The 20171-nt window shown below is 66.9% G+C and carries 17 protein-coding genes; 9 read left to right on the top strand and 8 right to left on the bottom strand.

Annotated elements, in window-relative coordinates; translation table 11 throughout:
* Positions 1-15: 15 nt before the first annotated feature.
* A complete protein-coding gene (locus ACFK0J_RS26935) occupies positions 16-777 on the bottom strand; it encodes a pyrimidine reductase family protein (protein WP_378731913.1) in 762 nt (253 codons plus the stop codon).
* 125 nt (positions 778-902) lie between these two features.
* Between ACFK0J_RS26935 and zapE the strand changes: the two genes are divergently transcribed.
* Positions 903-1859, top strand: a complete 957-nt coding sequence (gene zapE / locus ACFK0J_RS26930; RefSeq protein WP_378743038.1) for a cell division protein ZapE — start codon at positions 903-905, stop codon at positions 1857-1859.
* Positions 1860-1903: 44 nt separating this feature from the next.
* A complete protein-coding gene (locus ACFK0J_RS26925; RefSeq protein ID WP_378731911.1) occupies positions 1904-2695 on the top strand; it encodes a tyrosine-protein phosphatase in 792 nt (263 codons plus the stop codon).
* Positions 2696-2699: 4 nt separating this feature from the next.
* On the opposite strand, the gene ACFK0J_RS26920 is transcribed toward ACFK0J_RS26925, so the two are convergent.
* Positions 2700-3188 carry a GbsR/MarR family transcriptional regulator gene (locus ACFK0J_RS26920; protein ID WP_378731909.1) on the bottom strand — a complete coding sequence of 163 codons (489 nt, stop codon included), beginning with the start codon at positions 3186-3188 and terminating at the stop codon, positions 2700-2702.
* 87 nt (positions 3189-3275) lie between these two features.
* On the opposite strand from ACFK0J_RS26920, the gene ACFK0J_RS26915 reads away from it, so the two are divergent.
* A complete protein-coding gene (locus tag ACFK0J_RS26915) occupies positions 3276-4028 on the top strand; it encodes an alpha/beta fold hydrolase (protein WP_378731907.1) in 753 nt (250 codons plus the stop codon).
* 8 nt (positions 4029-4036) lie between these two features.
* Here ACFK0J_RS26915 and ACFK0J_RS26910 read toward each other — a convergent pair whose 3' ends face one another.
* Positions 4037-4576: a GNAT family N-acetyltransferase gene (locus ACFK0J_RS26910; RefSeq protein WP_378731906.1), complete on the bottom strand. Its 540-nt coding sequence runs from the start codon at positions 4574-4576 to the stop codon at positions 4037-4039.
* Between the two features lie 290 nt (positions 4577-4866).
* On the opposite strand from ACFK0J_RS26910, the gene ACFK0J_RS26905 reads away from it, so the two are divergent.
* The 3 genes from ACFK0J_RS26905 to ACFK0J_RS26895 all read left to right on the top strand — a co-directional run bounded on the left by ACFK0J_RS26905 (position 4867) and on the right by ACFK0J_RS26895 (position 8770).
* Complete coding sequence (locus ACFK0J_RS26905; protein WP_378731904.1) at positions 4867-6108, top strand: cytochrome P450; 1242 nt, start codon at positions 4867-4869, stop codon at positions 6106-6108.
* A 58-nt stretch (positions 6109-6166) separates the two neighbouring features.
* Entirely contained in the window at positions 6167-7726 is a 1560-nt protein-coding gene (locus ACFK0J_RS26900) for a flavin-containing monooxygenase (protein ID WP_378731902.1), read from the top strand.
* A 108-nt stretch (positions 7727-7834) separates the two neighbouring features.
* A complete protein-coding gene (locus tag ACFK0J_RS26895; RefSeq protein WP_378743036.1) occupies positions 7835-8770 on the top strand; it encodes a LysR family transcriptional regulator in 936 nt (311 codons plus the stop codon).
* Here ACFK0J_RS26895 and ACFK0J_RS26890 read toward each other — a convergent pair.
* Positions 8737-9966: a hypothetical protein gene (locus tag ACFK0J_RS26890; protein WP_378731900.1), complete on the bottom strand. Its 1230-nt coding sequence runs from the start codon at positions 9964-9966 to the stop codon at positions 8737-8739. The genes ACFK0J_RS26895 and ACFK0J_RS26890 overlap by 34 nt on opposite strands.
* Before the next feature lie 621 nt (positions 9967-10587).
* Between ACFK0J_RS26890 and ACFK0J_RS26885 the strand changes: the two genes are divergently transcribed.
* Positions 10588-11535: a hypothetical protein gene (locus tag ACFK0J_RS26885; RefSeq protein ID WP_378731898.1), complete on the top strand. Its 948-nt coding sequence runs from the start codon at positions 10588-10590 to the stop codon at positions 11533-11535.
* On the opposite strand, the gene ACFK0J_RS26880 is transcribed toward ACFK0J_RS26885, so the two are convergent.
* The 3 genes from ACFK0J_RS26880 to ACFK0J_RS26870 all read right to left on the bottom strand — a co-directional run bounded on the left by ACFK0J_RS26880 (position 11501) and on the right by ACFK0J_RS26870 (position 15270).
* Positions 11501-12730, bottom strand: a complete 1230-nt coding sequence (locus ACFK0J_RS26880) for a sigma factor-like helix-turn-helix DNA-binding protein (RefSeq protein ID WP_378731896.1) — start codon at positions 12728-12730, stop codon at positions 11501-11503. The two genes, ACFK0J_RS26885 and ACFK0J_RS26880, sit on opposite strands and share 35 nt — an antisense overlap.
* 97 nt (positions 12731-12827) lie before the next feature.
* Entirely contained in the window at positions 12828-13892 is a 1065-nt protein-coding gene (locus tag ACFK0J_RS26875) for a cobalamin-independent methionine synthase II family protein (RefSeq protein WP_378731894.1), read from the bottom strand.
* Between the two features lie 208 nt (positions 13893-14100).
* Positions 14101-15270, bottom strand: a complete 1170-nt coding sequence (locus tag ACFK0J_RS26870) for a PucR family transcriptional regulator (protein ID WP_378731892.1) — start codon at positions 15268-15270, stop codon at positions 14101-14103.
* Positions 15271-15506: 236 nt separating this feature from the next.
* On the opposite strand from ACFK0J_RS26870, the gene ACFK0J_RS26865 reads away from it, so the two are divergent.
* Both ACFK0J_RS26865 and gyrB read left to right on the top strand, forming a co-directional pair.
* Positions 15507-17174, top strand: a complete 1668-nt coding sequence (locus ACFK0J_RS26865) for an alpha-keto acid decarboxylase family protein (protein ID WP_378731890.1) — start codon at positions 15507-15509, stop codon at positions 17172-17174.
* Between the two features lie 307 nt (positions 17175-17481).
* The gene (gene gyrB, locus ACFK0J_RS26860) at positions 17482-19518 is read left to right on the top strand and encodes a DNA topoisomerase (ATP-hydrolyzing) subunit B (RefSeq protein ID WP_378731888.1); all 2037 of its coding nucleotides are present in this window, start codon (positions 17482-17484) and stop codon (positions 19516-19518) included.
* 9 nt (positions 19519-19527) lie between these two features.
* Here the strand turns inward: gyrB and ACFK0J_RS26855 are convergent, their stop codons facing one another.
* The gene (locus tag ACFK0J_RS26855) at positions 19528-19845 is read right to left on the bottom strand and encodes a hypothetical protein (protein WP_378731886.1); all 318 of its coding nucleotides are present in this window, start codon (positions 19843-19845) and stop codon (positions 19528-19530) included.
* Between the last annotated feature and the right edge of the window lie 326 nt (positions 19846-20171).

The raw sequence follows: 20171 nt of genomic DNA, 5'->3' as shown, positions 1-20171 counted from the left end.
GTTCGGGCCGGTGTTTCATGCACGGGCCCATCGGGTGAGCATCGTGCCGTCGTCGTCGAGCAGGATGTGCGCGCGGGTCATCGGGCGCTGGAACTCGTGCGCGGACAGCGAAATTCGCCGGGCCGTGCCGCCCACCAGCAGGGGTGCGGTGGTCAGGCACAGCTCGTCGACGGCGTCGGCGGTCAGCAACTCGCCGAACAGATGGGGTCCGCCCTCACACAGCACGCGGTGCAAGCCGCGTTCGGCCAGCACCCGCAGCAGTGCCTTCGGGGTCACCGCCAGATCGCCTGCCTCGACCACCTCGGCGCCCGCGTCGGCCAGCTGCTGTTTGCGGTCCGCGGGGGCCGTGGTGGTGGTGATGATCAACGGCGGGACCGTCGTGTCGGTGAGCAGCCGGGCGGCCTGGTCGATCGCCGCGCTCGCGGTGACCACCGCGATCGGCGGTGCGGCGCCGTCCGGATGCCCGCCGATACCGCGCTCGTGCAGCGCGCGGCGGCGCTGCGGATCGGTCCGGGCGCCGCCGTAGTTTTCGTCGCGGACGGTGCCCGCGCCGACCAGCACCACGTCGGCCAGTTCGCGCAACATCAGGAACACCGCCTTGTCGGCGGGCGTGCCGAGGCCCGCCGACCGGCCGTCGCTGGTGGCCGCGCCGTCGATACTGGACACGAAATTGGCGCGCACGCAGGGCTCGCGTAGGTCGGCGGGGTAGGCGTACAGCTGGGCGAGGTCGTCCGGTCCCAGGTCTGTGAGCTGGATCGCATTGTGGATACGCTGCATGAAGGTAGATCACACCACGTCATTAGGCTTCGGTCGTGCCTATTGCTCACTCGCTGCGCTCGCTCGGGCAAGAACGCCTCGTCGACCGCCACCCGGAGGTTCCGGCCGACCAGCTCGTCGCCCAGATGGTGCCCCCGCCGATGTTCGACGAGGTCAGCTTCGCGTCCTACATTCCGGATCCCCAGGAGCCGAGCCAGGCGGCCGCGGTGCGCAAAGCGGAGGAGTTCGCCGGTGAGGTCGCCAAGATCCACCACGCAGCCAACAAGAAGAGCCTGTTCGGCAAGAAGAAGCAGGTGTCCGGCGCCGGGCTGTACCTGGACGGCGGATTCGGTGTCGGCAAGACCCACTTGCTCGCCTCCATCTTCCATAGCGCGCCCGCGCCGAAGTCGTTCGGCACCTTCGGCGAGCTCACCAATCTGGTCGGCGCCCTGGGCTTCACCAATGCCGTGGAACGGTTGTCGGCGAACAGCGTGCTGTGCATCGACGAGTTCGAACTCGACGATCCCGGCGACACCATGCTGGTCTCCCGACTGCTGACCGAGCTGTCCGCCAAGGGTGTTTCCATTGCCGCGACCTCCAACACGCTGCCGGGTCAATTGGGCGAAGGTCGTTTCGCCGCACAGGATTTCCTGCGGGAGATCAAGAAGCTCGGGTCGATCTTCGAGCCCGTGCGGGTCGATGGCCCGGACTACCGGCACCGCGATCTGCCACCCGCACCGGAGCCGACCTCGTTGGCGGTGCTGACCGAACGCGCCTCCGCCACACCGGGTTCCACGCTCGACGACTTCGACGCGCTGCTCCAGCACCTGAGCACGCTGCACCCGTCCAAGTACGGTGCGCTGATCGCCGGGGTGTCGGCGGTGTTCATCGCGCAGGTGCACCCGGTCACCGACCAGGCTGTCGCGCTGCGCATCGTGGTGCTGGCCGACCGACTCTACGACGCGAGCATTCCGGTCACCGTCTCCGGTGCCAAGCTCGACCAGATCTTCTCGCAGGAAATGCTGGACGGCGGCTACCGCAAGAAATATCTGCGGGCCATCTCCCGGCTGTTGGCATTGTCCCGGTTCGAGGTACCGGCGTAACCACCCTGGCCACCGGGGAGCTCGAACCGATGATTGGAGTACGTATGACCCGTCGCTCGCTTCGCGCCCCGGTGGCACTCGCCGTCGGTCTCGCTGTCGCCTTCGGCCCGGTGACCGGCGTTGCGCTCGCTGACCCGCCCGCCGCGTCAGCGCTCGCGTTCGACCGCTCGCTGCCCCTGCAGGGCGTGCAGAACGCCCGCGACATCGGCGGATACCGGACGATCGGTGGTCAGACGGTACGTACGGGTCTGGTCTACCGCACCGGTCAGTTGAACAACGCGACCCCGGCCGATCTCGCCGAGCTGTCGAGCAGGCAGGTGCGCGTCGTCGACGACCTGCGCACGGCGTACGAGCGCGCGATCGGCCCGGACAGGGTGCCCGCGGGCGCGACCGCCAACTGGGACGACGTCATCGGCCAGGCGCCACCGGAGGTTCTGATCAGCACCCTCACCGGCGGCGACAGCCTCTACCGCGCCTTTATTACCGCCCCCGGCGCCAGCCAGGCTTTCTCCCCGGTGCTGCGCGACATCATCGATACCGATGGCGCGGTGCTTTTCCACTGCACCGCGGGCAAGGACCGCACCGGCTGGACCGCCGCCGTCCTACTCACTCTGCTCGGCGTCGACCGCGACACCGTCAGCCAGGACTACTTGCTGTCCAACCAGTACCGCAACGCCGCTCCCGGAGACACCCTCAACGGCGTCCAGCAATCCTGGCTCGACGCCGCCTTCGACCAGGCGAACCAGACCTACGGCAGCTTCGACAACTACGTGCGCGAGGGCCTGAAGCTGTCCGACGCCGACATCGCCGCGTTGCGGACCAAGCTGCTCGCCTGACCGGTCAGGCGCGGTGCTCCGCGTACCAGCGGTCGATCAGCGCGGGCAGTTCCTTGCCCATCCAGACGAAGAATTCGTGCATCTCGCGGACGCGGGCGGCCTGGTCGCTGCTCGGGTCGTCGAACAACGCGAGGCCGCGCGAGGTCATCGCGGTGAGGTCGGTGTACATGCCGCTCTGCTGGCGGGTCAATTCGGGCAGGATGCCGGGACGGATGGAGTAGTAGTCCTTGCGGTCGCCCGGCTTGGAGATCTTGTCGACCCAGCGCATGGTGACCAAGGTCTTGAGCGCGCTGGAGATGGAACCCTTCGAGGCTTGCAGTGCGTCGGCGATCTGGCCGAACGTTTGCTCCGGCGGGTCGGAGACCAGCAACCAAGCCGCGGCGCGGCCGGTCATCCGGACCAGTCCCATGCGTTCCAGTACGAGCGCGAAATCCTCCACGAAGGTTAGTTGCTCCGGTGTCGGACCGGCCGGTTGTTCGCCCGTAGTGCCCATCGGTCGAGTATCCCTCCTAATGTTTCAGTAAATGCTGAACATATAGAACATATCAACCCTTGGGTGGGCGTCCCCTACGATCCGGTCATGACGAAGTTCAAGACGTGGGACGGCCTGGAACTCAACTATCGAGTGTGGGAGGGCGAGGGCGTTCCCGTCGTGCTGCAGCACGGAGTGGTCGCGGATACCAACGCGAACTGGATGAGTACCGGGGTCGTCGGCGCACTGCAGGCAGCGGGGCGCACCGTCGTGTCACTGGACGCCCGCGGGCACGGGCGATCGGAAAAGCCGCACGACCCGGCGCGGTACTCCTGGGAGTTCATGGCCGACGACGTGCGCGCGCTGTACGACGAGCTGGGCTTCGATCGCGTTGTGCAGGTGGGCTATTCGATGGGCGGGGTCATCTCGCTGCTGGTCGCCGCCGCCGACGAGCGGGTCGAACGGCTGGTCGTCGGCGGCATCGGGTCCGGCGTGCTCGACTGCGGCGGCGTCGACCGCCGGGTCGTCGAGCTGGCCGATCTGCAGACCGCGATGGGCGAGGACAATGCCGACGCCCCACCGCTCGCCATGATGTTCCGGGTCCTCGCGGACGCGGTGCACGCCGACCGTCAGGCCATCCAGGCGGTCGCCACCGGTCTCGACGCCCGCCCGATCAGCGGTCTGGCCGACATCACCGTGCCGACCCTGGTGCTCGCGGGCGACGACGATCCGTTCGCCGCCGAACCGGAACGCCTCGCCGACGCGCTACCCAACGGAACGTTGAGCGTGGTACCCGGCGACCACCTCATGGCCGTACTCGCGCCGGGCTTCCACTCGGCACTGGTCGACTTCTCGAAATAGTTCGCGAGTCAGAAAACCACTCGCATCACGAAGTCGTGATGCAGTTGGCTGCCGACGGTGAAGGTCTTGGTGCCGACCGTGCTGAACCCGTGCTTGCCGTAGAACCGCTGCGCCCGCACGTTCTCCTGGTTGACACCGAGCCACACCCCGGCGAACTCGCCCTCCCTGGCGCGTTCCATGCAGGCGAGCATGAGTGCCGTCGACACCCCGCTGCCGTGGTGGCCGGGCAGCACGTACATCTTGCTGATCTCCACCACCGGCCGCAGGTTCACCGCCTTCGCGACCGCCGGATCGACCGGGTCGCCCGCGATGAGCATCGCGTAGCCGACGATGTCGTCGCCCGCGACGGCCTTGAGGACGGTCCTGGCCGGATCGCTCAGGTACTCGCCGAACCGCTCGCCGGACAGTACGTCGGTGATGAAGATGTCGATGTCGTCGGAGGTCGCCTCCGGCGGGCAGGCGAGTGGAAAGGTTGCCGCCGCAACGTCACTGAGTTCTTCGGCGTCCCACAGACCGGCCCGGTCGACGGTGACTGGGATGTTGCTCATTCGTCCAGTACAGCACGATCACCGGAAGAGGTGGGATGTTTGTCTGCTTCAGGTCGCGAATAAAACACTCGCGCCACGGTTCGACCAGCGCGGCGCCAGCCGCTCCGCGGTCACGCTGCCACCGCCCGCGAGCAGCGAGACCCCCACCACCGAGCCCACGATCGGCCCTGAATCTGTCCTTCCGCTGTGGCAAGTGGGTCCGCACCACGGCTCTGGGCACTGGCCGTGTTCGGGGGCGCGTGTCACTATCGAAGGGCCGCAACGAAACTCGCGAACGGGGAGGCGGGCCGATGATCACCCTGCCAGCGGACTTCTTTCGTACACCGTATGCCTTCTATGAGCAGCTGCGATCGGACGGTCCGGTACATCGGGTCCGGCTGCGCACCGGCGTGCAGGCCTGGTTGGTCGTCGATTACGACGCCGCCAAGCAGGCGCTGCGCCACCCGGATATTCGTAAGAACCCGCACTCGTCGGCGGGGGTGCGGGCCCGGCACGCCGCCACGGGTGACGGCAGGGTCATCCCGGCCAATCAACGCTTGAGCCACCACCTGCTCTATGCCGATCCGCCAGCGCATGCGCGGCTGCGCAAACTGGTCACGCCCGCGTTCGCGCCCGCCAGGATGGCGGCACTCGCGCCGCGGATCACGGCGATCGCCGACGAACTGCTCGACGGGATCGACCGCGCCGCCGATGCCACCGGCCGGGTGGATCTGCTGGCGGAGTACGCCTTCCCGCTGCCGATCACGGTGATCTGCGAGCTGCTCGGCGTGCCGGTCGAGGACCGCGCGCGGTTCCGGGACTGGTCCGCCGCGGTGGTCGATACCCCGATGGCCACGCCGCAGCGGATGGTCAACGCGACCGAGGCCATCGTCGACTACTTCGACCGGCTGGTGGCGCTGCGTCGCACGAGGGCGCGCGGCGACGATCTGATCTCGCAGCTGCTGACCGGCACCGACGACGGCGATCGGCTCAGTCACGACGAACTGATCTCGATGGCGTTCCTGATCCTGGTCGCCGGCCACGAAACGACGGTCAACCTGATCGGCAACACCGTGCTCACCCTGTTGACCGATCCGCCACGATACCGCGCACTGCACAACGACCCGGACGCCGTCGCGCCGCTGGTCGAGGAGATGCTGCGCTACAACGGCCCGGTAAACGTCGCGACGATGCGCTATACGGCCGCTCCGATCACCCTCGGCGGCACCGAAATACCGCAGGGTGAACTGGTGCTGGTCGCCCTCGCCTCGGCCAATCGTGACGAACGTCATTTCGCCGATCCCGCGGCGTTCCATCCGGAGCGGTCGAGCAACCACCTCGCCTTCGGCCACGGCATCCACTTCTGTCTCGGCGCGGGCCTGGCCCGGTTGGAGGCGAAGATCGCGCTGACCCGGCTCGTCGGGCGCTATCCGGAGCTGCGCCTTGCCGTCGATGACGACGATCTGCGCTGGCGGAGGAGCATTCTGATCCGCGGCCTGCAGGAACTGCCGGTCGATCCGGCGGGCGCTGCGGTGGACGCGGCGATGCGCTGAACCACCGTTTCCGCCAACCGACTTTGCTGTGCGCCCCGAGCGACGTAATCTCCTGCGCATGACGAGCGGAAACCGCATCGCGATCGTTGGTGCGGGTATCGCAGGTCTTGCCTGCGCGAAAGTGCTGATCCAGAAGGGTTTTCCGGTCGAGATCTTCGACCGTGCGCCCGATGTCGGTGGCGTGTGGAGTGCGACCCGCAGGTACCCGGGGCTGCGAACCCAGAATTCCAAGAACACCTACCACTTTTCCGACTTCCCGATGCCCTCGGACTATCCGAAGGTGCTCGACGGCGAGCAGATGCAGGCCTATCTCGCCGCGTACGCCGACCACTTCGGTCTGCGCGAACATCTGCGGCTCAATACCGAGGTGGTCGCCGCGGACCCGGTGGACAGCGGGTGGCTGCTCGAGGTCCGCGACGAGGGCGGGATACATCGGAGCTCCTGCGATCATTTGGTAATCGCCAACGGGGTGTTCAGCGAACCCAACATTCCGGACTATCGCGGCGTCGAGCTGTTCCGTGCCGCCGGTGGGCAGCTCGGTCACGTGTCGGAATTCCTGGATGTCGAGGCGGTGCGCGGTAAATCCGTCGTCGTCGTCGGCTACGGCAAGTCGGCCTGCGACATCGCCGAGGCGGTGAGCGATGTCGCGGCAGCGACCACCGTGGTGGCGCGGCGGCTGCTGTGGAAGATGCCGCGCACCATGGCGCGCGTGCTCGACTTCGAGCGGCTGATGCTGACCCGCTTCGGCGAAGCGCACTTCCACCACCTGGAACCCGGCCGGATGGACCGCTACCTGGACGGACCGGGGAGTTCGTTCCGGATCGCCAATCTCGACCTGATCCAGGAACTGGCCACCAAACGGATGAACCTGCGCGAACTCGGTCTGCTCCCGGAGGGACGTTTCGAGGAGATCGCCGAGAGCACCGTCGGCCTCACCACGGAAAACTTCTACGAGCAGGTGGCGAACGGGCGCATCGTGGTGCACCGGGACACGACGATCAGCGAAATGTACGGCGGCCGCGAGGCACCCGCCGTGCGGCTGTCGAACGGGCAACTCCTCCCGGCCGACATCGTCGTGTGCGCCACCGGCTTCCAGCAGCGGGTGCCCTTCCTGACGCCGTACGTGCAACGCAGGCTCACCGACGAACACGGCAACTTCCGACTGCACCGGCAGATCCTGCCGCTGGACGTGCCGAATCTGTCCTTCACCGGCTATAACACCTCGGTCCTCAGCACAATCAGTGCCGAGGTCAACGCGCACTGGATCGCCGCACTGCTCGCCGGTCAACTGAAGCTGCCGCCGCATGACGAGGCGAGCGAACAGATCGACGCCCGCTTGCGCTGGATGGACGAACGCACCCGCGGCCACCACGCGCGCGGCACCTCCGTGGTGCCGTTCTCGATCCGCAATATCGATGAGATGCTGGCCGACCTCAAGTTCCGGCTCCCGCTGCGTACCCGTGCGGCCCAATGGTTCCGCACCGTTCGCCCCGAGTCCTACCGCGGACTGCACGACCGTCACAAGCAGCGCCCGGAACCCACCACGCCATCCGGGCCGGTCGCTGATCCGGCGCCGCTGGACCGGCACCCGGCCGAGACCCCGGGCGGGACCCGCTAGCCGAGCCATCCCGCAGCAGATGGAGCAGGAGCCGCCGACTCGCCGATTACCGCCAGTGGAATATTGGTGATCAGTCATTCCACTGGTGATAATCCACGGGTGGAGGCCCTGGACATGAATCTGCTCGTGGCCCTGGACGCGCTGCTGGCGACGAACAGCGTCACGCGGGCGGCCGAACGGCTGCACACCTCGCCGCCCGCGATGAGTCGGACGTTGGCCCGATTGCGTCAGGTGCTGGGTGACCCGCTGCTGGTGCGGGCGGGCCGCAGCCTGGTGCCGACGCCGCGTGCGCTGGAATTGCGTTACGAGGTCGGCGCGCTGGTCGAGCAGGGGCGGGCATTGCTGACACCGCGGGCCGCGATCGATCCGACTGCGTTGAAGCGGAATTTCGCGGTGCAGGTGGGGGACTTGGTGCTCACCGAGTTGGCCGCGCCGCTGCTGGCCGCGGTGCGCGCGCAGGCGCCGGGGGTGACGCTGCGTTTCCTGCCCGACACCCTCGAAGGGACCGCGGCGCTGCGCGACGGTCGGGTCGATATCGAGGTGGGGGTGATCGACCATGCCGATCCCGAGACGACGGTGCGACGGGTGCTCGGCGATCGCGTGATCGGAATCGCCGCGGCCGATCATCCGCTGGTCACCGAGCGGGTCACGGTGGCCAGGTTCGCGGCGGCGGCGCACCTGAGCATTTCGCGAAACGGTCACCCGCGCGGACCGATCGACGATCGGTTGGCCTTGCACGGTCGTACCCGCCGGGTGGTCGCCACCGTGCCGAATCTGACCGCCGCGTTGTTCGCGGTGCACGGCAGCGATCTGATCTGCCCGGCACCCGCGCTGTTGAGCAGGTCGGCGTTGCCCGCGCTGGGGTTGTGCGCCTTCGAGATTCCGCTACCGCTGCCGGAAGTGGCGATCGGCATGGCCTGGCATCCGCGCAATACCGCCGACAGCGGGCATCGCTGGCTGCGCGAACTGATCGCCGCGACCCTGTCCAGGTCGGCGGCAGCCGATCCTGGTCAGGACAGCGGCGGTGGGCTCGACAACCGGTAGTCGCGCGGTGTTTCGGTGCTGCGCTCGGGCTGATAGCTGGTCGAGTTCAGGTCGCCCGCAGGCGGTCCGAAGACGTCGGAGCGCCCCAGTGGCGCCGCGGCGGTCCGCTTGAGCTCGTCGAGCATCGCCTGCAGTTTGTCGACGTGGGAGTTGTCGACCGGGATCGCGTCTTCGTCGGCGCGGTGCGCACCGGTCAGCGCGGTGCCGTTGTCCACCGGTGTCGCACCGTTCGTGACACCGCGCGATAGACCGTGGTCGCCGCTGTCCGGCGACGAGGGGACCATGCTCTCGTAGGGCTTTTCGTGCGGCGTGGTGAAGTTCTGATACGACGAGCCGGTCGGTTCGTGTGGTGCGGTGAAGTTCGCCTGCCGGACGGGCAGCGGCTCACGCGGTGTGGGGGCGGTGAAGTTCTGCGACGGTGCGGTGCTCGGTTCGCGCGGTGTGGGGGTGGTGAAGTTCTGCGATGGCGCGGTGCTCGGTTCGCGCGGTGTGGGGGTGGTGAAGTTCTGCGACGGTGCGGCGCTCGGTTCGCGCGGGGTCGGGGTGGTGAAGTTCTGCGCGGGCTCGTACCCGGCGGGCTCGCGTGGGGCGCTGAAGCCGCGTTGCGGCACCGAGTTCGCCTCGTGCGCCGCGGAATCACGCGCCGGTGCGGCGTCGCGCGGAGCGGACGCACTGTCGTAACGCCGGGACACGCTCTCCCGAGTAGCGGCGGCGTTGTCGCGGGTAGCAGTGGCGTTCTCGCGCGCCGTCGCGGTGTTCTCCCGGGCGGTGGGGACGATCTCCTGGGGCGTGCCGATGCTCTCCCGGGCGGCGGGAGTGCTCGCGGCGGAGCTGGATTCGCGCTGGACCGCGGCATTCGGCTCGGCCGCGACGGCGTTCCGGCGCGACGCCGCGCGCGGTAGCGGACGCTCGGCGCGCTCGCCCTCCGGCGCGGCATGCGAGGCACCGCCGCCGGACTCGACCTTCGTCAACCGCCGGTCGATGCCCGAAATGTCCTGTCCGGCACCGAAAGCCCACGCCTCGAGCTTGGCCAGTCGGGCCTCGACGCTGCGGTCGGCGGGCGCGACCGGGGTGCTGTCGACACCGTCGACCCGCATCGCCACGGCGTCCAGTTTGTCGCTGACCTCCCGGAGAACCGCCGCGATGCTCGACAGCATCGCGCCGATCGACTCGCCGGTCTCTTGACCGTGCTCCATCCAGTAACCCACTTCCCCGTATCGGCCCAGCTCGCACTCGGCCGGACGATTCTATCCGCCCAGTTGGAAATACGCGGTTCGCGAACGGGACCTCGCTGACGCGCGGCTCCGTCGTTCACCAGGGGCGCTGTGTTGTCGGTTCACTCGCTGACGCTCGCCCGCGAAGACCGGTTCGGTACCGGCTCCTTGGATCTGATCGAAGCAGCGTAGGCGGGCCGTCCTGCGCCGTTGCAGGCGGAGGTCGGCGCGATCCGGTTTGTCCGGAACAGATCTGCTTACCAATCGGCGACCAGCCGTGGCGCACCCCGGTCGTAGCCTATGCGCTTTCTCGCTCCGGTGGCAGCTCGAACGACGGCACCGGCGCGGGTAGGCGCGCGGCGTGGTGATGTCGCAGGATGGCGGCTACTGTCAATCCACCGATATATGCGTGTCGTTGTGGCCGTTCGCTCCGGCGAAATTGCTTGTGCCACAGCCTACACCAGGTGTTCAACCGGAAATTTGACACGGTGGCGCACCCGGGCGCGGGGTAAAGGGGACTGGCGAGGTTCGCGAGTCTGACGCACTCTTGATCTATGGCGTAGGTCGCCAGACCTGCGGTGGTTTGGGCAGGGGAGTGGTCGCGTGAGAACGAAGCAGCGGGCGGAGATCGCCTGCGGTCGCCGGGCGATGCTCGCCGAGTTGGGTATCGCGGACGGACCGGGCAGAGCGCGCCGGCAGTCCGCGGGCTACGGGTGCAAGTGTCCGGAATGTGACGCCGCGCAATGGGATATGCGGCGGTTGAAATATTGGCTGTGTGGCAGGTTGCTCGCGTATGGCGCCGAGGTGGCCGAGGTGGACCGGCGAGTGGATGGGCTGCCCGTCGACATCTATTGGCGCAAGGGGGAGCGCGAGTTCGTCATCGAGGTGCGCAGTGGTCCGCTGGAACGCGCTCTCGCGCAGGAACATACGGAGCGGTTGCGCGCGGCCGGGATCGAGGACGTGCTGTGGTTGTGCCCGCCCGGCTACTGGGTCGATCATCTGCACGCGCTCGGCATCGCCGATTTCGCCCCGCCCGCATGCGATTACCAGGTGGTGTGCGGTGTGCTGGACACCGCACACAGCGCGGTGGTCGCGCCGCGGCGGCACCCGCTCGAGCTCCGTGATTTCATTCACGGCTGGGTCACCGGCGACATCGTCTGGGGTTATCGCGATGTGACGACAGGAGGTTGGGCAACCGTGGCCGATTGGGAACACCACACCAAAACGCAGGCGATGATCATCGCCCGCCAGCGTCAGGAGCTGGTCAACCAGCGCACCACGCTGGCCCTGTCCCGGAAATCGGTGCGCGACAAGCAGAAATATCTCGTCAAACTGACGCTCCGGTTGGAGCGGGCGGAGCAGGAGGCGCAGGAGCGTGCCGAGGCACTGGCGCAGGCCCGGCGCAAACTCGACGACCATCACCGCCTCGACACGTCGTTGCGCGCCACCATCAAGAATCTGCAGCAGACCATCAATCACTGGCAGTTGATGACCTGCTGCGCGATGATGCTGATCGTCACGTTCGTGGCGGGTGCGATGGTGGTGCGCTGAGCTGAAACGGCCCGCGGTCCCAGCGCCATTCGTTGCGCAGCACCAGTGCGACGAAATCGAGCAGTTCCAGACCGGTCTCCGCGCGCAGCTGCCGAATCGCGGACCAGGAGACCGGTCCGCGCTCGACGAGTTCGGTCAGCCGGGCCGCGGTGTGCGCGTCGACCTTCCGCGCGAGCAGATCGGGGACGCCGAGGAGGCTGCCGGTCCAGATGAGCCAGCCCCAGCCCTTGCTGTGCGCGTAGGCGCGCCCGGCGGCGGCCTTCGTTCGATTGACGTGGAAGGCAACATGTCCGAGCGGCTGGACATCGATCAGCACGACCCGTCCATCGGTGAGCCGGGCGACGATGCTCGGGTAGCAGATCTGCTCGGTGCCGTCCCGGTGGTACCCGACGGCGGCGGGCTGTTCTTGAAATGAGTCGACGAGGTCACTCGCGTTGAGGATCCACAGCAACCGCGCCTCCAACCCGGAATCGAACGGCACGTCGCGCCCGACCTTGTCCAGGTAGAAACGGCCTCGACCGTCATCGTCGCTGTCGACGGTCCGGGCCGAGACCACCGGCAGCGCATCCGGTGTCGCGGAGCCCGGCCAATCGACTTGCCCCAGCCACGGATTCAGTTGACTCGTCGCACGCGGTTCCGCGTCCCGCAGTTTGGCGAGCCGCCGGTTCGTCTTCTTCTGCCAGGCCGCGATGCGTTGCGTCACGAATCCCGCGATCCGCTTCGCGTCCTCGGACGCGTGCCCGGCCAGCCGCAACTTCAAGTACGACAACTCGTTTGCCGCGATGTCGGTGTCGGTGGCGTAGGTCTCCACCAGCAGCGCCCGCACCAACTGCTGGTCGCGCGCGCCGATCGGGTAGCGCTCGGCGAACACACCAGCCGCCCGGTGACCGCTCAACTGCGCGTTGCGAATCAGCTGCCCCACCGCCTTGGTATGCAGCTGTCGGATCCGGTCGCGGGACAGGTCGTAGCGCGCGCCGATCTTGGCCAGCGTCTCGGGCTGTTCGCCCGTGACACCGAGCCGATAGGACAGGATCTCCCCGTCCTTGGCCTTGCGGTCGGCCTGCAACGCGATCAGCTCGGCAAGCAGCTCATTGACTTCCTCGAGCCCGAACGAAATATCGTCCTGCAGATCGAGTAGCTCGGGGTCCGTCCCGTCCGCCGCGGCGGGTGCCTCGACCTCCCGGCTTGCCGTCACGCTGCGACCCCCTCGGCTCGGTTCCATGTGCGGCTCAGCCTAATGCCGGGCACCGACATTTCCGCCGCACCGACCGCGCCGAGGGCGTCGCCTCGGGTCAGACTCCTAGCTGCTCAGCGGCCAGCGCCGTGCCGTCGATGCGCGCCTTGATCTTGGCGAACGCCGTCTCCCGCGAGGTGGACGTGTCGTCGGCGAAGGGGGAGAACCCGCAGTCGTCGCAGCTGCCCAACCGGTCGACCGGAAGGTGGCGCGCCGCGGCCAGCACCCGGTCGCGCACCTCCTCCGCCGTCTCCACCCGCGGATCGATCGGATCGGTGACGCCGACGAAGACGCGCGCGTCCGCGGGCAGATGCTCGGCGATGACGGCGAGCACCTTCTCCGGTTCCGCCTCGCTGGCGAGCTGGATATAGAAATTGCCCGCTTTCAGCTGCAAGAGCTTCGGCAACAGCGCGGTGTAGTCCACATCGAGGCTGTGCGTCGAATCCTGATCGCCGCCGGGGCAGGTGTGCACCCCGATTCGGGTCCGCTCCTCGGCCGAGAAGCGTTCGAGGACCAGGTTGTTCAGCTCGATGAACTGGTCGAGGATGCCGCCGCTGGGATCGAGCTTCAGTGACAATCTGCCCTCGGTGAAGTCGAGCTGCACCACCGGTGCCCCGGCGTCGAGGCAGCCGCGGATGTCGGCTTCGGCCTCGGCGATCAGATCGGTGAGGAAGGCCTCGCGCGGATAGCTCTCGATGCCGTCGGCCGGATACAGCAGGCTCAACGCCGACGGCGCGATGACCGCCTGCTTCACCGGCACGGTCGCGTGGGCCTGTGCCGCGCGCAGATAGTCGGCCGCGTGGGTTTGATATCGGAACGGACCGCCGGTGAGCACCGGCAACTGCCGCTGATGCCCGTCGGCGAACGGAATCGCCACGCCCTCGGCCGCCAGCTGAGTCAGCCCGGCGATCGGATACGTGACGAAACTGGGTTTGCTCTGCTCACCGTCAGTGACGACCGGCGACCCTATCTCTTCGAGGCGGCGGATGGTGTCACTGACGGCCCGCTGCTGAATTTCAGCGAGCGCGGCGTCATCGATCTCGCCTGCTCCGTGCGCTGCCATCGCGGCCAGCAACTCTTGGGGACGTGGAATGCTTCCGATTGGCTCCGTAGGGATGCTCACGTTCGCGAGTGTAAGTGAACCGTGCTGTTCGCAAGTCCCAAATCGGCTGCGCCTATTAGAAATTCACGGCCTTGGTACCTGAGTTGGGAGACACGACAAGGCGTCGAGACCAGAACAGTGACCCTGCACAGGTGGGCGATCCGCGCAGCGTCGGCCGAAATCCAGTCCGCCGTCGTCGCCACGGTGGCCGCGGACCGACCGCGCCCTGCTACCCGCTCGGCAGCGGTGGTTGGGCGAGGCCGATCATGCTGCGGGACAGGCCGTTCCACGTGTGGACGTCCCAACCGGTGAGTGCGTGCCAGCGATCGAGGCGGTACTTCACCGTGTTCGGGTGAATGTGCAGGGCTCGACCGGTCGCGGCGAGAGACATGCCGTGCTGGGCGAAGTGTCGCACGGTCTCGGCCAATTCCGGATGGTTCGCGGCGGGTGCTCGGCCCGGCTCCAGCACCGCGGCGAGGCGTTCGGCGTGCGGCAGGACCGTGGCCAGCAACCACTCGTTGTCGAAGTGCGCGATTCCGTTGGTCCGCGCGGCGATGGGCACTACCTGTTTGGCATCGATGATGCTGGCGGCGGCCCCGGCCAAACCGTGGCGGATCGAGCCGATTCCGATCGGCACCTGCGGCTCACGTCGACGCATTTCGTCGATCAGTGCCGCGGACGGAATGTGTTGCAGCAGCGCGATCATGGTCGTTCCCTGGTTGACGCAGCGCAGCGTTCCCCGGGACCTGCCCATCGCGGTCCGCAGTTCCGCGAGACTGTCGTCGGACCAGGAATCGGCAGGCGAGCAGACCGCCTGGAACTCGCCGCCGGGGTCGAAGGCGACCCCGTGCGCCAGCTGATCGAGATCCACGCTGGCGGCGCCGCCCGCCACCAGTGCGTCGAAGAAGCGATAGGTCGAGGCGAGTTGGGCCGCGTCGTCGGCACGGATCGCCTCGCCGTACGCGTCGGCGGCGGCGGTGGTCGCCTGCTGCACCCACGTCCAGACGGTGCCGACGAGCCGTACCAATTGGGCGGCCAGCCGCGGATTCCGGGCGTCGGCCCGGGTGAGCAACACATTCCACATCTCGCGATAGCCGACGTGATACGCGCCGATCAGCGATTGCATGGACACACCCTCGCGGGCCCGCAGCCGACCCAACGCGCGGGCCCGTTCGCTCTCGTCGGGCGACGGTGGACGCCGCGTGGTCAGCCCGACGAGCAGACCTCGGTATTGCTCGGTCACCCCGGCGATGTGTTCGTCCAGGTCGACGACGTGATAACCCGGGACGTCCCGGCGGATCACCTCGACGATGTCCGGCACCAGCCGGGGTAGATCGGCGGTGATCGAGTCGCACAGTTCGATGATCGGCAGCCACTCCGCCGGAATTTGCGGTGTCATAGCTCACCTCGCTGCGTATTTCACTAGGGCTGGTTGTGCTGGAAGAGTCACATCTGAGCCGATGGACCAAATCATGACGTCTGACCTGCAACGTTACCCAAGGGCTGATGGTCCCGTCAGGGGCCGCACTGTGGATTCCACAATTCACGGCCGCCTACATTCTCGGTTTGCGCCCTGGTAACCATCCTCGCCGCCGGACAGCCTGGATGCAGAAGCACTGTGGAAGAGAGGCGACGATGGACGGCAACGACACGATCACCGTGACGGAGTACTTGTTGCGGCGACTCGAATCACTCGGTGTCCGGCATGTTTTCGGTGTACCGGGCGACTACAACCTGAAGCTGCTGGACAGCATCATCGACTATCCGGCGCTCGAGTGGGTGGGCACCGCGAACGAACTCGGCGCGTCGTACGCGGTGGACGGCTACGCGCGGATAACCGGTTTCGGTGCGCTGGTGACGACCTTCGGCGTCGGTGAGCTCAGCGCGATCAACGGGGTGGCCGGGAGCTACGCCGAACGAGTTCCCCTGGTTCACCTCGCGGTGGGGCCCGCCCAGGCCATGGAACGGACCGGGGCGTTGCTGCACCACACCGCCGGAGACGGGGACTACGAACGCTTCGCGCGGGCGCACGCGGAGGTCACCTGCGCGCAGGCCGTGCTTCGTCCCGGAAACGCCGGGGCCGAGATCGACCGGGTGCTGACCACCGCCCTGCGCGAAAGCCGACCCGGATACCTGCGGCTACCCGCCGACGTTGCCGCGGCGCGGATCGCGGCCCCGACCGACCCGTTGCCGCGCACCGAGGATGTCGACACCGAGAGCCTGTCCGCATTCCTGCGGGCGGCCGAAAAGCGAGTGGCCGGAGCATCCTCGGCGACCGTGCTCGCGGACTTCTTGGCCGACCGGTTCCATGCCCGCGACGAACTGGCCGAATTCCTTGCGGTCAGCGGATTTCCGGTTTCGACCTTGTCCATGGGAAAGACGGTCATCGACGAGGACAACCCGCAATTCGTCGGCGTGTACTCGGGCCGACTCAGTGATCCGCGCACCCGGATCGCCGTCGACGAGGCGGACCTGCTGATTCGCGTCGGCGTCCTGCTGTCCGATACCACCAGCGGTGGATTCACCCAAGGATTCGACCTCGAAGCGGGGATCGACATCGGCCCGTACTCGGCGGCCGTCGACGGGAAACGATTCGACGGCGTGCCGATGCGCGCCGCCTTGACGGGATTGACGAAGCGGATCGGCGAAGTGGTTGCGCTGCCGACGTCCCGGGTCGAAACGGCGGCCGTCGCGTCACCTATCGAGCGCACGGATGCGCCGCTGAGCCAGAACGACCTGTGGGACATGGTGGCCGCCGCGGTGCGACCGTGGAACACCGTCATCGCCGAGCAGGGCACGTCGTTCTTCGGCATGTGCACGCGACGGCTTCCCGGCGGAGCTCGATTCATCGCGCAGCCGTTGTGGGGGTCGATCGGGTACACGCTGCCCGCGCTGCTCGGCGCGCAATTGGCCGACCCGTCCCGTCGCGGTCTGCTGTTGATCGGCGACGGCTCGGCGCAGCTGACCATCCAGGAACTGGGCACCGTCGCTCGCCACGGCCTGACGCCCGTCATCGTCCTGGTCAACAACGGCGGCTACACCGTCGAGCGGGCCATTCATGGTCGGCGCGCGGTGTACAACGACATCGCCGAATGGGATTGGGCCGCAATCCCGCACGCCCTCGGCGCGACGGACGCGCTGGTGCTTCGCGCCCGGACCAGCGCCGAGCTGGCTCGCGCGCTCGACGAGGCAGCCCAGGCGACCGACCGATTGGTGTTCGTCGAGGTCCGCACCGACATGGACGACACTCCGCCACTGCTCACCGGATTCGCCGACGGCGTCGGTGCGCGGAACAGCGGCTGAGCCCGCCGGGTGCGCACCTCGGCCGACGGGTCCCGAGCCTTCGCGCCCACGGCGAAAGACGTCCGATGCAGCGCTCTGTCCGTGAAATCGGTGAATTTCCGGTTTTTGGCGTCTAGCGATCCCGTAGAGGCTCTGATAGAGGGGTGTCAGTAGGGGGGATCGTAGTATGAGGAAGTAACTAGCGGCGAACCCTTCGGCGCGTTGCGCGGCGCACGCGCCAGGACCCGTACTTCTCGGAAACACCTTCCTGGGCCCCACGTGTGTGCTCGACGCTGCGCTGGGGTCCTATGAGGAGGGCTACCGACCTGTGGCTGCCACCAGAACCAGCGGATCGAGTAGGGCGAAGAAGCGAAAGCAGGATTACGGTGCCTCGTCCATTACGGTCCTCGAGGGGCTCGAGGCGGTCCGTAAGCGTCCCGGCATGTACATCGGTTCCACCGGTGAGCGCGGTCTGCACCACATGGTCCGCGAGATCGTCGACAACTCCGTCGACGAGGCGATGGCCGGGTACGCCACCCGCGTCGATGTCACATTGCTCGCCGACGGCGGCGTCGAAGTAGCCGACGACGGCCGAGGGATCCCGGTCGAGCTGCACGACCAGGGGATACCCACGGTCGAGGTGGTCATGACGCAGCTGCACGCGGGCGGCAAGTTCGACTCCGATACCTACGCGGTGGCCGGCGGTCTACACGGCGTGGGTCTGTCGGTGGTGAACTTCTTGTCGACCCGGGTCGAGCTGGAAATCGACCGCGACGGCTACCACTGGACGCAGAACTACCTCAATGCCAAGCCCGAGGAACTGGTGCGCGGTGCGCCGACCGAGCGAACCGGCAATACGACGCGGTTCTGGCCGGATCCACAGATCTTCGAGACGACCACGTTCAACTTCGAGACCGTGGCTCGTCGGTTGCAGGAGATGGCGTTCCTGAACAAGGGCCTGACCATCACCTTGACCGATGAGCGGATCACTGATGGCGACGTGATCGACGATTTTGTCGGCGAGACCGCCGAAGCGCCCAAGCCTGCCGAGGAAGCCGCGAGTGCGGAGGTCGTCAAGACCCGGACTTACCATTATCCCGGTGGTCTGGAGGATTTTGTGCGTCATATCAATCGGACCAAGCAGCCGATTCATAATTCGGTGGTCGGGTTCACCGGTAAGGGCACCGGGCATGAGCTCGAGGTGGCGATGCAGTGGAACTCGGGGTATTCGGAGTCGGTGCATACCTTCGCCAACACGATCAACACTCATGAGGGTGGCACGCATGAGGAGGGGTTCCGGGCGGCGTTGACCACGGTGGTCAACAAGTACGCCAAGGACAAGAAGCTGCTCAAGGAAAAAGACGGCAACCTCACCGGTGATGATATCCGGGAGGGTTTGGCCGCGATTGTGAGTGTGAAGGTTTCCGAGCCGCAGTTCGAGGGCCAGACCAAGACCAAGTTGGGTAATACCGAGGTCAAGTCGTTTGTGCAGAAGGCGTGTAACGAGCATCTGTCGCATTGGTTCGAGGCCAATCCCGCTGATGCCAAGACGATCGTGAACAAGGCGGTGTCCTCGGCGCAGGCGCGGGTGGCCGCGCGTAAGGCGCGGGAGTTGGTGCGGCGTAAGTCGGCGACGGATCTGGGTGGGTTGCCGGGCAAGTTGGCTGATTGCCGGTCCAAGGATCCGAGTCGGTCCGAGATCTATATCGTCGAGGGTGATTCGGCCGGTGGGTCGGCCAAGTCCGGGCGTGATTCGATGTATCAGGCGATCTTGCCGTTGCGGGGAAAGATCATCAATGTCGAGAAGGCCCGTATCGATCGGGTGTTGAAGAACAACGAGGTGCAGTCGATCATCACCGCGTTCGGTACCGGTATCCATGACGAGTTCGATATCGCGAAGTTGCGGTATCACAAGATCGTGTTGATGGCCGATGCCGATGTCGATGGTCAGCACATCGCGACGTTGTTGTTGACGTTGTTGTTCCGGTTCATGCGCCCGCTGGTCGAACAGGGTCATGTGTATCTGGCTCAGCCGCCGTTGTACAAGCTCAAGTGGCAGCGCAGTGATCCGGAGTTCGCCTACTCCGACCGTGAACGCGATGGTCTGCTCGAAGCCGGTCTGGCGGCGGGCAAGAAGATCAACAAAGACGACGGTGTCCAGCGCTACAAGGGCCTGGGTGAGATGAACGCCAAGGAACTGTGGGAGACCACCATGGACCCGTCCGCGCGTGTGCTCAAGCTGGTCACCTTGGACGATGCCGCCGCGGCCGACGAGTTGTTCAGCGTGCTGATGGGCGAGGACGTGGAAGCACGCCGCAGCTTCATCACCCGCAATGCCAAGGACGTTCGCTTCCTCGACGTATAAGCCGGTGCGTCAACCGCAGCAGAACGGGTTGTCGCAGGGGTCGCCGATTTCGCTGGCGTACGCCACAAAGTCCCGGATGGGTGCCAGGATGTCCTGGGCGGTGCTCGTCTCCAGCATCGGCGCGTCGTGCAGCGGCCCCCAGGTCGACGGCGCGGTTTCGAGGTCGAACCGCCGCTGACCGTCGACGAACAGTGTCCAGAGCGGGTGATCGGGAAACCCGTTGAGCCGCAAGACCCACCAGTGGCCCTCGACGCGGGCGGCTACCGGGAAATAGGTGTTCCCGGTCCGTCGCCACTGCGGTTGTGCGGGCAGCTCGGGGTACGACATCCCTACTCCTCGATCGGCGGCGTGCGCACCGCGTGAACGGTCCCGATCAGCCTGCCAGGCGTCGCAACCCGGTCGGCAAGCGGCACCGCCCACCGGAACCTCCAGAGGTGTTCCGCATTTCGTGGCAGGTGCCGACCGGGGAATCGGTGCACGATTGCGGCGAGTACGCAACGCCGGACTGGTGCCTGCGGAGTATCCGCAGCCGACCACCATTGCCGGACACGAACGCCGAATACGCAGAAGGGATTTCGCGAGACAGCAGAAATCGGGGCAATGCGGTTTCGCTGTCCGGCCAGGTTGACGGCCCTGTCGGCGAGTGCTTAGTT

It is taken from the genome of Nocardia brasiliensis, from assembly GCF_042691675.1.
GTDB lineage: Bacteria > Actinomycetota > Actinomycetes > Mycobacteriales > Mycobacteriaceae > Nocardia > Nocardia brasiliensis_D.
This window is presented reverse-complemented; position numbering and strand designations above follow the sequence as displayed.